Source organism: Mesorhizobium mediterraneum, assembly GCF_002284565.1.
Taxonomy (GTDB): domain Bacteria; phylum Pseudomonadota; class Alphaproteobacteria; order Rhizobiales; family Rhizobiaceae; genus Mesorhizobium; species Mesorhizobium mediterraneum.
The window spans coordinates 349969-364514 of sequence record NZ_NPKI01000015.1; the positions used below are offsets into that span (position 1 = coordinate 349969).

Here is a 14546-nt window from a genome sequence, read left to right on the forward strand (position 1 = left end):
GGCGTCTTTCTCCCCGTCACTATACGGGGAGAAATGTCCGGCAGGACAATGAGGGGCGGCGTAGACCGACCAAGTTCGCTCAGCCTCTGGGAGCCAGCGAGGGCACCGCTCAGGCCAGCTTGGCCAAAAGCCTCATGAAAATGGCGGCCTCCTTGGCGGAAAGCGGCGCCAGCGTTTCCTGCGTGATATCGCGGGCGATCGGGATCAGCCGCTCGATGGCATCCCGGCCCTCAGCGGTCAGATTGACCAGCAGGCGCCTTTTGTCGACCTCATGCTTGGAAAGCTCGACCAGGCCGCGCGCCTTGAGCCGGTCGATGACACCTTTCACCGTCGCCGCATCCATGGCGATCAGGCTGCCAAGCTGGTTCTGAGAGGTCTCGCCGACGTCGTGCAATTTGGCCAGGGCGGCAAATTGCGGCGGTGTCAGGTCGGCGATATGTGCCGCGAAGATCGAGACATGGCGCTGGTGCGCCTTGCGCAGGATGAAGCCGACCTGCTCCTGCAGGCGGTAATCGTTTTCGTCAGGCTCCTCCGCCTCGACCAGCTTGAGCTTGATGTCTTCGGCGCTCACCGCAGTCCGTCCCATGCCTTGATGTCCTTGGCCGCGAGGCCGCCCATGCGATCATGCACGCGCGGGCCGCAGGTCATGGCGAGGCAGAACAGGATCTCGTCGGGACGAGGCCCGTCGCTGATGCCGACCTCCATGGCATCGAAATGGCTGCGCACATAGGCGGCGTTGATATGGCCGAGCGGCACGTCGAGCTTTGAACCGAAGGCGCCGACCTTCTTTGCCGATGGCACGATCGCCTTGGCGTCGCCGAGCCGCTCGCGCATGGCGTAGCCACCCGGCACATGCCACAGCGCGCCATGCTCGAGCTCGCCGGCGATACCGACGATGGCGCCTTTGCCATAGCCGTCGATCTGCTTTACGTCGCCGCCCAATGCGGCGATGAGCTTGTCGGCGAGCAGCAGGCCGAGCGGCTTCAGATCGTCCATCGCGCTCTGCAGGTCTTCCACGTAGCGGCCCGCGAACGGGTTCTTCACCACAGCCATCGCAGCGGCGCGGCGGCGCGGCACCTTCGCCACCGGTCCGCCCTCGTGAAAGATCTCTTCGGTCAGCACCGCAACCTTGCGGATCGCAAACTCAGGCATGGGCAATTTCCTTCCTTGATTTCTCATTGGGCGCAGCGAGCGCCATGGGACCGGCGATCCGTGCCTGACCGGCAAGGAAAAGCGCTGAGGCGGCAATCAGGCCGTGTCGCCGAAAATCTTCGACGACAGCAAGCCCGCTGTCCAGCGCAGCGGCTATTTCGCCTGATGAAAGCACGCCGACGCCCTGGGTGACCAGACGATCGCCAAGGTCACTGTCGGGCGCCAGATCGCGCGCCGGCACGCGCTCGATGGCGGGATGACCGGGCAGATCGACGGCATTGGCGATCAAGGTCGCGGCGGCATCGGCTTCAGCACCCGTCCGCGCCAGCACGGTGACTGCGTCGGCGATGCCCAGCGAAAAGGAACGGCCGCGCCAGCCGCTCGTCGCGACGCCGCGGATCCCGTCTTCGGCGCGGATCGTGATACGGTCCGCCAGTCCATGACCTGTCCCGGCAATGGCGAGGGTCATGGACCGGCCGTTGCCGAGATGGATCGCGCTGTCACCGCCATTGTTGACATAGGCGCGATCGAGCCGGCGCCCGGCCAGCAACGCGCCAAGCATTTCGTCGGCTACCGAACCGGCGACTGCAGCCATCGGCGTGATGAATTGTTTCGCTAGCGGAACAACCGCCGCTTCCATGCGCCGCGCCGTCGGCCCAGCGAAAGCACGTGGCCGCGACGAAGCCGGACGGCGCAGTTCTGGGAGGTCGTCGACGATCTCCTGCAGGATTGTCTGGAACCGCGCCACCGCCTGGCTGTAGGCGGCGCGGCATTCGTCCGCATCGCCAAAAGCCTCGATGATCAGGTCGATCGGGCCATGATTGAGATGCAGCCGCCTGCCGTCCTCAAGCCAATGTGCCTGCGGGCCGTTCATCACCCGGACCCGTTGCTCGCGGCACGCCGCAACTGCGCCAGTGGCGGCCATGGATTGCTGGCCGGCGCACCTGTGCCGCGGCGCGGGTTGAGATACTCGCCGCCTTTGGCGAGAATGTCATCAACGCTGCGGATCTCGGCTTCGTAGCCACCGAGCCTGACATAGTCGTCGCGGCGCAGGGTGAACTCGATCGGCGCCACCAGCGCCGGCGTCGGCACATAGCCGAAGGCACCTTCCGGCACCCGGGTGACATCGACCATCAGCGTGATGCCGCCGCCCGGCCAAACATAGACCGGCGCGCCGCCAACGGTGACATAAGTCGTCAGGCCCTGCACCGAGCGGGTCAGATTGACCGGGTTCTCGGTGACACCGGCGCGCAGCGAGCCGCCGGCACCGCCGACGAACAGCACGGTGCACAGCGCCGGCTCGCAATTGTCCTCGATCAGGCCGACGGATTTCTGCAGCCGCTCCGGGAAGGGCTTTTGTACCGGCTTCAATTCATCATCGAGCTCGTAATAGGCGAACTGCTCGCCGGTGGTCGAGACCATCAGCAGCGACAGGCCGGGGCGGGCGCCCTTCTTAGCGTTCCATTCGCCGAGGATCGACAGCGGGTCGGAAATGCTGGTGCCGCCCCAGCCGAGGCCGGGCTCGGACACCTTGAAATAGCGGCCCGGCGTCGAACGGCGGCCGATGATCTTGATTCCGGTGTCCTGCCAGCCGAGCACCTTGCCTGCCTGATGCTCGGACACGACGCCGGTGATGTGGTCGTCGACCACCACCACCTCGTCGACCAGGTCGCGCCACTGGGTGGCGAACATGCCGATGGTGGCCGAGCCGCAGCCGACCCGCATGCGATGTTCGAGCTGGCCGTCGATGACCGGGGGCTTGCCGGCTTCGACGATGACCGTGGCACCGCCGTCGATGGTGAGCTCGACCGGCTTGCGGTTGCATAGATTAAGCAGCGCATCGCAGGTGGCGCGACCCTCGGCCTTGGAGCCGCCGGTCAGATGATGCACGCCGCCCAGCGACAGCATCTGCGAGCCATATTCGCCTGTCGTGACATGGCCGATTGCCTCACCCGCCGCGCGGACCGTGGCAGTCTCGGGACCAAGGTGGCGGTCGGTGTCGATCTTCACCTTGACGCCGCAGTAGGAGAAGATGCCCTCGGTGACGACGGTGACGAGATCGACGCCTTCGACCTCCTGGCTGACGATGAAAGGCGCAGGCTTGTAGTCGGGATAGGTGGTGCCGGCGCCGATCGCGGTGACGAAACGGCGGCCGGTGTTGACCAGTTCGCCGTCCCATTCTTCGCCCTCGGCGACAAAAGGCACAACCACAGCGCCGGTCTCGGCCGCATGGTCGAGGATGGTCAGCGGATCCATCCGCACGATCCTGCCGCCGACATTGCCGTAGCGATCACAAGCGCCGGTGCGGCCGTCTGATATATAGCACATGACCGGGCAGGCATCGCAGCGGATCTTTTCCGCCACTTGCTTCTCGCCGGGATCGTGGGTTTCGAAGCGTTCGGCTAGCTCGCTCATCGGCCCGCCTCCTTGTCGCGGATCGCAGCGCGGATGCGACTCGGCGTCGCCGGAATTTTGGTGACCAGGACGCCGGTGGCATGGCGGATGGCATTGAGGATCGCGGGCGCCGTCGGGATCAGCACATGCTCGCCCAAGCCCTTGGCGCCAAAGGGTCCTTCCGGATCCGGAACTTCGATCAGGATGGTCTCGATCGGCGGCACGTCGCCGATGGTCGGGATGAGATAGTCGTGCAGATTCTCGGTGCGACCGGGAATGTACTCCTCCATCAGCGCCATGCCGATGCCTTGCGCGATGCCGCCCTCGATCTGGCCTTCGGCGAGCAGCGGATTGATCGCCTTGCCGACATCATGCGCGGCGGTGATCTTGATCAGCTTCACCGTGCCGAGCTTGAGGTCGACCTCGAGTTCGGCGATCTGTGCGCCATAGCCGTAGACGGCATAGGGCTTGCCCTGGCCCTTGGCGTCGAGCGGCAGCGTCGGCGGGTCGTAGCTTTCCTCGGCACGGAAGACGAAGCCGTCAGCATCGGCCTTCAGCGTGGACAGATCGATATGCCGCGTCGCTTCGCCCTCGCGGATGACCAGGCTTGTGCCATCCAGAGCGATCGCTGCCTTCTCCGACACATTGGCGAAGCGCAGCATGATCTCGCGCAAGGCGCCGCCGGCCTTTTCGGCGGCCTTGCCAGTGACGAAGGTCTGGCGCGAAGCAGACGTCTTGCCGGCATCGGGCGTGATCGCCGTGTCGGCGCTTTTCAGCCGGAATTTTTCGAGCGGCAAGCCAACCGCGTCGGCGCAGATCTGGGCAATGACCGTGTTCGAGCCTTGCCCGATATCGACGGCACCCTGATGCAGGACGACGTCGCCGGTGGCGGAGATGCCGACTCTGATGGTCGATGGATTTGGCAGCGAGGTGTTGCCACAGCCATACCAGCAGGAGGCGACGCCGACGCCACGTTTCCTGCTGTCATTGGCACTGTTGAATTTTTCGGCATCGGCAAGCGCGCGCGTCCAATGCGGCCGCAACGCTTCGAGGCACTCGGCAATGCCAACGCCTGCTTCCAGCCTCTGTCCGGTAACCGTTTCGGAGCCGTTACGAAGACAGTTTTTCAGGCGAAAATCGAGCCGGTCCAGCCCAAGCTTTTCGGACAGCTCGTCATAGAGTGTTTCCTGCATGATCGTCGCCTGCGGCACGCCGAAACCGCGGAAGGCGCCGGAGATCGGGCCATTTGTGTGGATGGCGCGGCCTTCGGCACGGTAATTCGGCGTCGCATAGGGACCGGAGGCGTGCACCGGCACGCGGTTGGCGACGGTCGGGCCCCAACTCGCATAGGCGCCGGTGTTGAAATCGCCTGCGAAGACCATGCCGGTGACGCGGCCATCGGCATCGGCGCCGATCGTTGCCTTCATCTCGGCGGGATGACGCTTGGTGGTCGAGATCATCGATTCGTTGCGGGTATAGGCGAGTGCAGCCGGCCGCCCGGTCTTCATCGCGACCAAGCCGATCAGCGGCTGCAACGAGACGTCGAGCTTGGAACCGAAGCCGCCGCCGGTGGCTGTCGGCACGATACGCACCTTGTCAGCGGCAAGGCCAAGCACTTTTGCCACGTCGTCGCGATCCATGTAGGGCGCCTGCGTGCAGGCGACGACGACGAGCGTGCCGCCATCCATATAGGCATGGCCGGCTTCCGGCTCGATATAGGCGTGCTCGACATAGGAGGTATCGATGGCGCCGGAAACCACGAAAGCCGCGCCGGAAAGCGCGGCTTCGGGGTCACCGCGCTCGACGAAGCCAGTGGTGAGCAGGTTTGCCGGCCGGTTCTCGTGGATCAGTTGCGCGCCGCCGGCTTGCGCCTCGCAAGGCTGCAGAAGGTATGGCAACTCGGTCCAACGAACAGGAAAATCCGAAAGATCGAGATCGAGGATGGCCTCGCGCTCGCCGGCAACCAGCGCCACTGCCTCGCCGCGAAAGCGCGAAAAGCCTTCGGCCAGCGCCGGCTGGTCGGCAAAAGGCGCAATGACGCCGAAGCTGTTCTTTCCCGGAATGTCGGCAGCGGTGAAGACGCCGACGATGCCGGGACGGGTTTTCACCCAGGCGTCGAGATCGCCGAAGGCGAAGCGGGCGTGATGATGCGGCGAGCGCACCACCAGCACCGCCAGCGCATCGGCCGGGAAGGAATCCCCGCCGAATTTTTCGCCGCCGGTGACTTTCGGCAGGCCGTCGAGCCTGATCGGAGAGGAGCCTACAGCATGGCCTGAGATTGGCATTCTGCGGTCAAGGTCGAGATCGAGCCGCTGAAGTTGGTGCTGCCCCTCACCCTTACCCTCTCCCCGTGAAAGACGGGGAGAGGGGGACGCCAGCGCTGGAGCTTCGTCCTTCTCCCCGTCACTGTACGGGGAGAAGGTGCCGGCAGGCGGATGAGGGGCAATGCCGTCCGTCGATAGTTCGCTCGCGAACCGTCCAGCATCCATCACCGCCGCAACGATCTTCCGGTACCCGGTGCAGCGGCACAGGACGCCGCCCAGCGCATCCTGGACTTCGGTTTCGCTCGGGTTCGGCTCCCTGTCCAGCAGCGCGGTTGCCGCGATTAACAGGCCGGGCGTGCAGATGCCGCATTGCGCGGCGCCATGGTCGAGGAACGAAGCTTGCAGCGCCGACAATCTGCCATTGGCGAGCCCTTCGACCGTGGTCACCACGGTGCCAGCGGCAGAAGCCACTGACATGAGGCAGGCGCAGACGGGTTCGCCGTCGACAAGCACCGTGCAGGCGCCGCAGTCGCCGGCGTCGCAGCCGATCTTGGTGCCGGTCAGGCGCAATTCGTCGCGCAGCACCGAAGAGAGACGACGAACCGGCGGCACGCAGACAGAAACGGCGGCGCCGTTGACCTCGAAGGCGATGTCGGCCCGCTCCATGCTCATGCCAGGCTGAGCTTTGCTCATGCCGCCACCGCCTTGTCATTCGATGCGTGACCCGCGGCATCAAGCACGGCGCGGGCGACGATCTCGCGCACGGCGTCCAGCCGGTATTCGGCGCTGCCGCGGACGTCGCCGATCGGCGACAGCTCGTCCATCGGCGCGGACTGGATCGCAGTGACGAGGGCGTGGTCAACCGGGAGGCCGCGCAAGGCTGCTTCGACACTTGCAAGACGTTTGGTGACCGCTGAACAGGAGCCGACGGCGACGGCAGCGTTGCCGACGATGCCGTCCTCAACGGTCAGACGGGCGGCCGCCATGGCTATGGAAATGACGAGATAGCGACGGGCGCCGAGTTTCACGAAAGCCGACGTGCCGGCGGAGGCGTTTTTCGGCACGCGGATGGCGGTGACCATTTCGCCCGGCTGCAGTTCCGTGCGGCGGTTTCCCAGGATGAATTTTTTCAGCGGCAGATGGCGGGCCATCGCTGCCGAGCGCAGCTCGACCTCGGCGTCGAGAATGAGCAACGCCGGCACGCCGTCGGCGGCCGGAGAGGCATTGCAGAGATTGCCGGCGATGGAGGCGACGTTCTGGATCTGCACGGAGCCGACTTCCCGCGCCGCCTGCTTCAGCGCATCGAACGCCGCCGGCAGCGGATGACGGACAAGATCGGTCCAGGTCGTGCGCGCGCCGATGACCCAATGGTCCTCGGTTTCGGCGATACCGCGCAGCGTTGCGAGACCGTTGATATCGAGGACATTCTCGCGGAAAGGCTTGGTCCCTTGTGCCGGGTAGAAATCGGTGCCGCCGGCAAGGATGCGCCACGAAGCCTCGCCAAGCAAAGCGAGCGCCTCGTCGACGGTGGTGGGTTTCGCATAACGGATCACGCTTTGCCTTCCCAGAAATAGGGATCCTTCCGGCATTCGGGCCGGTCAAATTCATTCGTATGCAAATGATATCAAGCCGACAGGAATTGTCAAAGCCAGAGTTTCGGGCCGCTCTCCGCATCGGCGCGGCGGCACGCATTTGTTATACCGTTGGAGGTTGACGCAGCCGGCCATCTGGTCGAGTTTCTGCATCCGGTCGCGTCAGCGGCATTTTTCGGTGGAACCTGGCTTCGAACACCGGATTCCACGTTTCGGCAGACTTCCGGTTCGGGTCATGCCTCCGGACAAACAAGAGGGAGGCCCATGGCCGACGAAGCGCTTGTCATCATCGACCTGCAGAACGATTTCTGCCCGGGCGGCGCGCTGGCGGTGGCCGGCGGCGACGAGATCGTGCCACTGGTCAACGACCTGATCCGGCGGACCGAGCATGTCGTGCTGACGCAGGACTGGCATCCCGCCGGCCATTCGAGCTTTGCCTCCAGTCATCCCGGCAAGCAGCCGTTCGAGACCATCGAGATGCCTTACGGCCAGCAGACGCTTTGGCCGGACCATTGCATCCAGGGCAGCCTAGGCTCGGACTTTCACTCCGGCCTCGCCTGGACCAAGGCCGAACTGGTCATCCGCAAGGGCTTCCGGCCGGCGATCGACAGCTATTCGGCTTTCTTCGAGAACGACCATACGACGCCGACCGGCCTTGCCGGCCATCTCAGGGAGCGCGGCATCGACACGCTGACCCTGGTTGGTCTTGCGACCGATTTCTGCGTCGCCTTTTCGGCGCTCGATGCGGTCAAGCAGGGCTTCCACACAACAGTGCGGCTCGACGCCTGCCGCGGCATCAATCTCAACAGGTCCGTCGAGACGATGCTGAACCGAATGCGTGATGCCGGCGTGACGCTGGCTTGAACATCACCAATCGCATCCGACACAATTCCAGAGGGGGCCTTATGCGGTTTGCGGCGGCTTTGACGGCGGGCGCTGTGGTGGCAGTCGCAACCCTGCTTCCGGACATAGCGCTCGCAGCCGAGGCCCACGAGTTGCCAGGCGAAACAATGTCGCTGTGGTGGGCGCTTCCCTTTGCCGGCCTGCTTCTGTCGATCGCCACCGGGCCATTGCTCTTCCACCATGTCTGGGAGCACCACTACGGCAAGATCACCCTCTTCTGGGCGGCGCTTGTGGTCGTGCCGCTGGCGGTTGCGTTCGGCATGCCTTCGGCCACGGAAGCGGTACTGCATGCGCTGCTCACCGAATATATGTCGTTCATCATTCTTCTGTTTGCGCTGTTCACCATTTCGGGCGGCATCCTCGTCGCCGGCAACATCCATGGCACGCCGCTGGTGAATGCCGGACTGCTGCTGATCGGGGCGATGCTCGCCTCGGTCATCGGGACGACCGGCGCCTCGATGATCCTGATCCGGCCGATCCTGCGCGCCAACGACAATCGGCCGTTCAACGCCCATGTCGTCATCTTCTTCATTTTCCTGGTGTCCAACATCGGCGGCTCGCTGACGCCGCTCGGCGACCCGCCGCTGTTCGTCGGCTTCCTGCGCGGCGTCGATTTCTTCTGGACCACCACCAATCTCTATCAGGAGACACTGTTCGTCGGCGGCCTGGTGCTGGCCGTCTTCCTGGCCATGGACATGGTCCTGCACCGCCGCGAGGCCGGCGCGCCGAAGATCAAGGATCCGACACCGGATGCGAAGGTGCGCATCCGAGGCCTGGCCAACATCCCGCTGCTGGCCGGGGTGATCGGCGCGATCCTGCTTTCCGCGACCTGGAAGCCAGGCCTGGCTTTCTCCGTCCAGGGCGTGAGCCTTGAACTGCAGAACCTCGTGCGCGACGCCATCATCCTGGCGCTTGCTTTCCTTTCGCTAGCGGTCTCGCACAAGAGCCACAGGCAGGCGAACAACTTCCACTGGGAGCCGATCGCCGAAGTGGCGAAACTGTTTGCCGGCATCTTCATTTGCATCGTGCCGGTCATCGCCATTCTCAGGGCCGGCCCCGACGGCGCGCTGGCGCCGCTGGTCTCGCTTGTCAGCTCGCCCGCGGGCGAGCCCAACGACCTTGCGTATTTCTGGATGACCGGAGCGCTGTCATCCTTCCTCGACAATGCGCCGACCTATCTGGTGTTCTTCGAGCTCGCCGGCGGCGATCCGCAGCATCTGATGACCACGTTCGCCTCGACGCTGGCGGCGATCTCGGCCGGAGCAGTGTTCATGGGCGCCAACACCTATATCGGCAATGCACCGAACTTCATGGTCTACGCAATTGCCAGGCATCGCGGCGTGAAGATGCCGGGCTTCTTCGGCTACATGGCATGGTCGGGCGCCGTGCTGATCCCGATATTTCTGCTTGCCGGCTTTATGTTCTTCGGGTGACTACCCTACTCCGACATAGCGGCGGACCGCCGACGGATCGGCGCGGAGTTCCTCGACATCGACGGTCTCGCGGTTGCGGCCGTTCTCGATGAACGAGACCCGGTCGGCGACGGACAGCACCGCATCGACCCGCTGCTCGACCAGGATCGTCGAGACGCCAAGGTCGCGCAGCTTCGACACCGTCTCACGGATTTTTGCGATCATCGACGGCATCAACCCTTCGGTCGGCTCGTCGAGCAGAAGCACCTGCGGTTCGAGACACAGTGCCCGCGCCATGGCCAGCATCTGCTGCTCGCCGCCCGACAGCGTGCCGGAGCGCTGCCTGAGCCGCTGGCGCAGCAGCGGGAAAAGGTCGAGCACGTTTTCGCGCGTCGTCTTGCCCTTGCCGCGAGCCATCAGGCCGATCTCGATATTTTCCGCCACCGTCATCTCGGCGAACAACCGCCGGCCCTGCGGCACATAGGCGACGCCTGCCTTCGGCACGTCGTGCGCCGGCAGACCGGTCAATTCCTTGCCTTCGAGCCTGATCGAGCCGGCGCGTGAGGGAACGAGGCCCATGATCGCCTTCAGCGTCGTCGTCTTGCCGGCGCCGTTGCGGCCAAACAGGCAAAGCACTTCGCCCTTGTTCAGCACGAGGTCGAGACCGTAGAGCACCTGGACCTCGCCGTAGAAGCAGTCGAGCCCAGAGATGGTCAGTGCTTCAGACCGTGTTTCAGTCATGGGGTCGTCCCCAAATAGGCAGCCTGCACCTCGGCATTGGCGCGGACCTGCTCGGGCGTGCCTTCGGCCAGGATCTTGCCGGCGTTGAAGACGGTGATACGGTCGGCAAGCTGCATGACCACCGGCATGTTGTGTTCGATCAGAAGCACGGTGGCGCTTTTGGCGATCTCGCGCACCAGCCCGATGAAGTTGTCGATCTCGCTGTCGGCCAGCCCCTGCGTCGGCTCGTCGAGGATCAGCAGGCGCGGCTTCAGCGCCAGCCCCATCGCCACTTCGAGCAGGCGCTGATGGCCATAGGACAATTGCCCGGCCGGCATGTGGGCGCGGTCGGCAAGGCCGGTGCGCTCCAGCGCCGCCATGACGCCGGCATGGACGGCGCCTTTCGAGCGGCCATCGGTCAGCGTGCGCTGCACCGGCAGCGCGACGTTGTCGTAGGCGGTGAGATTGGCAAAGACGCTGGTAATCTGGAAGGTGTAGGCGATGCCAAGGCGGACCCTGGCGTAGGCCGGCAGGTTGGTGATGTCGGCGCCGTCGAAGACGATCATGCCCGACGATGGCTGGATGCGGCCGCTGACCAGGCTGACGAAGGTGGTCTTGCCGGCGCCGTTGGGGCCGATGACGGCGCGGATCTCGCCCGGCATGAGGGCAAAATCGACGCCATCGACGGCACGCAGGCCACCGAAATTGCGGGACAGACCTTTGGTCGTCAGCAGCGGCATCATGGCAGCCATCCGAGCCAACGCTGGCGGATGGTGCCGAGAATGCCCTTGGGGAAGAACAACACCAGCAGGATGAGGGCGATGCCGACGATCAGCAGGTAGGCTGAGGTGTAGCCGCTGGTGATGTCAACGACATAGTACATGAACAGCGTGCCGATCAGCGGACCGAGCGTGGTGGCAGCACCGCCGAGCAGCACCCAGAGCAGGGGCAGGATGGAATATTGCACCGAGGCGAAAGTCGAGCCGACATAACCGAACAGCAGCGCGTAGGCGGCGCCCGAGGCCGCACAGATGGTGCCGGAGACGACGACCGCGGCGAGCTTGTTGGAAAACGTGTCGTAGCCGAGCATTTTGGTCCGCTCCTCGTTCTCGCGGATAGCGACCAGCACACGGCCATACCTGGAGCGGACGACGGCGAGCGTCACCAGCAGCACGATCGAGAACAGTGCGAGCGCGCTCATGTAGCGCACGGTCGGATTGGTGAGGCCGAGCGACGTGCTGCCCAAGACGAGGACACGCGCCGACTGCGGCACCACCAGGCCCTGGTCACCGCCGGTCCAGGACGCGAAATAGAGAATTATGAGATAGAACACCTGCGCGAACATCATGGTGACGATCATGAAGGCGACGCCAGAAGTGCGAAGCGCCAGGACGCCGATGATGAGCGCAAGAAGCGCGCCGCAGGCAAGCCCGGCGGCGAAGGCGGCAGGCACGCTCCAGCCGAGATGGATGACGGCAAGGCCTGCGCCATAGAGCCCGGCCGAAAAGAACATGGCGTGGCCGAGGCTGAGCAGCCCGACATAGCCGAATAGCATGTTGTAGCCCATGGCGAAGACCGCCAGCACCATGATGCGGGCGAGCAGCCCGTGATGATATTCCGGCAGGACGAAGCTTAGGGCGAACAGCAGGGCGATGACGCCCAGATGCAACGCATAGGCTTTTGCCGGTGAAACCTCCTTCATCGCGATGCCGTCCCGAACAGACCTTGCGGCCGGAACACCAGCACCATGGCAACCAGCAGCGTGGCGATGATCTTGGCCAGCGTCGGCGAGAAGAACACCGAGATGATGCCGTCCGACAGGCCGATCAGCACGGCGGCGACAACCGTGCCGCGCAGCGAGCCGAGCCCGCCGATGATGACGACGATGAAGGACAGCAGCAGCGGATCCTGCCCCATCAGATAATGCGCCTGGCTGATCGGCACGATCAGCACCGCGGCCACCGCCGCCAGCATGGCGCCGAGCGCGAAGACGCCGGCATAGACGCGGTCGACCGGGATGCCGAAGGCCTGCGCGGTCTCGCTGTCATATTGCGTGGCGCGCATGACGAGGCCGATTTTCGTGCGCGTCAGCACGAACCACGTTGCGACAAGCAGAAGCGCGGACGCGGCGATGATCGACAACTTGTAGCCGGAGTAGCCGAACCACGGCAGAAGGATGCGGTAGCTGAAGGGCGGCTCCACCGGCCGTGCCTCCGGACCATAAAAGGTCAGCGCCAGTTGCTGGATGATGTAGAGCATGCCGATGGTGGCGACGATGGTGGCTTCCGGATTGTAATTCAGCCGGCGCAGCACCAGCCGTTCGGCGACCAAGGCGATCAGGCCGACGATCAGCGGCGCCAGCACCAGGGCGGCCAGGAAGCCAAGTGACGGATGGCCTGATATCGCCGTGGAGATCGCCCAGGCAAGCACCGCGCCCAGCATGAAGAACTCGCCATGAGCGACATTGACGACTCGCATGACGCCGAACACCAGCGACAGGCCAAGCGCCGTCAGCGCCAGCACAGCTGAGGTGACGAGGCCTTCGAGGGCAGCGAGGAGGAGGTGGGGTCCGAAGTGCATCGGTTATATGCCCATGGCCGGTGCGAGGCGCACCCCCCTCTGTCCTGCCGGCCATCTCCCCCTCAAGGGGGGAGATCGGCTGGCATCATCGGTTTCGCCAATCGCCAAAGTCGGTAGGCAGCCGCCTTCGTACGAACTGCCAATCTCCCCCCTTGAGGGGGAGATGTCCGGCAGGACAGAGGGGGGTGACTTGGCTCCCACGCTCACAGACAAAGCCGTGTCTAGAGCGGCTGGGTCGTGTAATCCCCTTCCGGCTCGTAGAGGCCGTCCTCGATCTTGGTCTTGTGGACGACATTCAGCCGGCCGCCTTCGACCTTCGAAATGTTCTGGATGCCAAAGCACTGATGGATCTTGCCGTTGAAGGTCTTCGGTCCTTGCGGATGCTCGGGGCCTTCGGCGAACTCGGTCAAGGCTTCGGTCGCCTCGACCAGCTTGGCGCGGTCTTCCGGACCCTTGTAGCCGGCATCCTCCATGGCCTTCTTGACGACATAGAGCGTTTCCCAGCAGCCGAACATGTGGGCGGCGGTGGACACGTCCTTGGGATCACCGACGGCAGCGCCATTGTCGTCGATGCCGACGGCGGCGCGATAGGCCTTCTGCGCGGCGGAGTCGTCAGGCTGCGCGTAGCGCGGCGAGCCTTCCCAGAAATGGCTGCCGTCGAGGAATTCCAGGCCGGGGCTGTTGATGTCGGTGGCCTCGAGCGAATCGATGAAGCCGAACAGCTGCGGCCGGTTGGAGCCGTAGAATTCGCCGAGTTCCTTGACGAAGGTGAGCACCGCCGGGCCGACCATGACGTGGTAGATCACCTCGGTCTCGGCCGGGATCTGCGGAAAATATTTGGTGAAGGACGATTCCGTCGGCGGGATGGCGATCTGGGCGATGACCTCGGCGCCTTGCGCCTTCAGTGCCGGCGGCAGGTAGTCGCGATGATCGTAGCCGAAGGCGAAATCGGGAAAAATCTGTGTCACCTTCTTGCCGGCGTTCGTCGCGATCCATGGCGCCATCGACTGGATCTGGCTCTTCACGTCGGTGATGCCGGGCTGGAAGACGTAGCGGTTGAGCTTGGTCGAGGCGACGTGGTGGCCTTCGCTGACGACAAAATAGGGCATCTTGGCTTCGCCGGCGGCGGGCGCCGAGCCGATGACGACATGCGAAAACAGCGTGCCGTAGACGATGTCGGTCTTGTGCTGGGTGGCGAACTTGCCGACCACTTCGGCGCCTCGGCCGGGATCGGTGCCGTCATCCTCGATGATGACCTCGACCGGCCGGCCGTTGATGCCGCCGGCTTCGTTGATCGCCTTGACCGCAGCGGCGGTGGTCTTTTCATACCAGCGGCCATAGGCGGCGCCAATGCCGGTGCGGTGGGACTGGAAGCCGATCTTTATCGGCGCCGAACTCTGCGCCTGGCTGTAACGCACGAACCCAGGCGCGACGGCGAGGCCGGCGCCCGCGGCCAACCCCTTCAGCGCGGTGCGGCGGGTGAGACCGGTTTTGGAGAGATCGAAAAACCCATTCTTGTCAGTCACGGC

13 protein-coding genes are annotated in these 14546 nt (G+C 64.5%); 2 read left to right on the forward strand and 11 right to left on the reverse strand.

The window, feature by feature from the left end; translation table 11 throughout:
- Window positions 1-109: 109 nt before the first annotated feature.
- Genes CIT25_RS11095 through CIT25_RS11120 form a run of 6 tightly spaced genes read right to left on the reverse strand, consistent with a single transcriptional unit; the run spans window position 110 to window position 7363 of the window.
- On the reverse strand, window positions 110-571 hold the full coding sequence (locus CIT25_RS11095) for a MarR family winged helix-turn-helix transcriptional regulator (RefSeq protein ID WP_095484567.1): 462 nt from the start codon (window positions 569-571) through the stop codon (window positions 110-112).
- Entirely contained in the window at window positions 568-1152 is a 585-nt protein-coding gene (locus CIT25_RS11100) for an amino acid synthesis family protein (RefSeq protein ID WP_095484568.1), read from the reverse strand. Before CIT25_RS11100 ends, CIT25_RS11095 begins: the two co-directional genes overlap by 4 nt.
- On the reverse strand, window positions 1145-2026 hold the full coding sequence (locus CIT25_RS11105; protein ID WP_095485079.1) for a UPF0280 family protein: 882 nt from the start codon (window positions 2024-2026) through the stop codon (window positions 1145-1147). The genes CIT25_RS11100 and CIT25_RS11105 overlap by 8 nt, the downstream gene beginning before the upstream one ends.
- Complete coding sequence (locus tag CIT25_RS11110; protein ID WP_095484569.1) at window positions 2026-3567, reverse strand: 6-hydroxynicotinate reductase; 1542 nt, start codon at window positions 3565-3567, stop codon at window positions 2026-2028. The genes CIT25_RS11105 and CIT25_RS11110 overlap by 1 nt, the downstream gene beginning before the upstream one ends.
- Window positions 3564-6503, reverse strand: coding sequence for a molybdopterin-dependent oxidoreductase (locus tag CIT25_RS11115; RefSeq protein ID WP_095484570.1), 2940 nt, complete (start codon window positions 6501-6503; stop codon window positions 3564-3566). The genes CIT25_RS11110 and CIT25_RS11115 overlap by 4 nt, the downstream gene beginning before the upstream one ends.
- On the reverse strand, window positions 6500-7363 hold the full coding sequence (locus CIT25_RS11120) for an FAD binding domain-containing protein (RefSeq protein WP_095485080.1): 864 nt from the start codon (window positions 7361-7363) through the stop codon (window positions 6500-6502). The genes CIT25_RS11115 and CIT25_RS11120 overlap by 4 nt, the downstream gene beginning before the upstream one ends.
- 303 nt (window positions 7364-7666) lie before the next feature.
- Here CIT25_RS11120 and pncA point away from each other — a divergent pair, with 303 nt between their 5' ends.
- Both pncA and CIT25_RS11130 read left to right on the forward strand, forming a co-directional pair.
- Entirely contained in the window at window positions 7667-8266 is a 600-nt protein-coding gene (gene pncA, locus CIT25_RS11125; RefSeq protein ID WP_095484571.1) for a bifunctional nicotinamidase/pyrazinamidase, read from the forward strand.
- A 41-nt stretch (window positions 8267-8307) separates the two neighbouring features.
- Window positions 8308-9738 (forward strand): sodium:proton antiporter, encoded by a 1431-nt coding sequence (locus CIT25_RS11130; RefSeq protein ID WP_095484572.1) that lies wholly within the window; start codon window positions 8308-8310, stop codon window positions 9736-9738.
- On the opposite strand, the gene CIT25_RS11135 is transcribed toward CIT25_RS11130, so the two are convergent.
- The 5 genes from CIT25_RS11135 to CIT25_RS11160 all read right to left on the reverse strand — a co-directional run bounded on the left by CIT25_RS11135 (window position 9739) and on the right by CIT25_RS11160 (window position 14543).
- Window positions 9739-10458: an ABC transporter ATP-binding protein gene (locus CIT25_RS11135; protein WP_095484573.1), complete on the reverse strand. Its 720-nt coding sequence runs from the start codon at window positions 10456-10458 to the stop codon at window positions 9739-9741.
- Entirely contained in the window at window positions 10455-11180 is a 726-nt protein-coding gene (locus tag CIT25_RS11140) for an ABC transporter ATP-binding protein (protein ID WP_095485081.1), read from the reverse strand. The genes CIT25_RS11135 and CIT25_RS11140 overlap by 4 nt, the downstream gene beginning before the upstream one ends.
- Window positions 11177-12139 (reverse strand): branched-chain amino acid ABC transporter permease, encoded by a 963-nt coding sequence (locus CIT25_RS11145; RefSeq protein WP_095484574.1) that lies wholly within the window; start codon window positions 12137-12139, stop codon window positions 11177-11179. The genes CIT25_RS11140 and CIT25_RS11145 overlap by 4 nt, the downstream gene beginning before the upstream one ends.
- Window positions 12136-13017, reverse strand: coding sequence for a branched-chain amino acid ABC transporter permease (locus CIT25_RS11150; protein WP_095484575.1), 882 nt, complete (start codon window positions 13015-13017; stop codon window positions 12136-12138). The genes CIT25_RS11145 and CIT25_RS11150 overlap by 4 nt, the downstream gene beginning before the upstream one ends.
- A 221-nt stretch (window positions 13018-13238) precedes the next feature.
- Entirely contained in the window at window positions 13239-14543 is a 1305-nt protein-coding gene (locus CIT25_RS11160; RefSeq protein WP_095484576.1) for an ABC transporter substrate-binding protein, read from the reverse strand.
- Window positions 14544-14546: the final 3 nt, after the last annotated feature.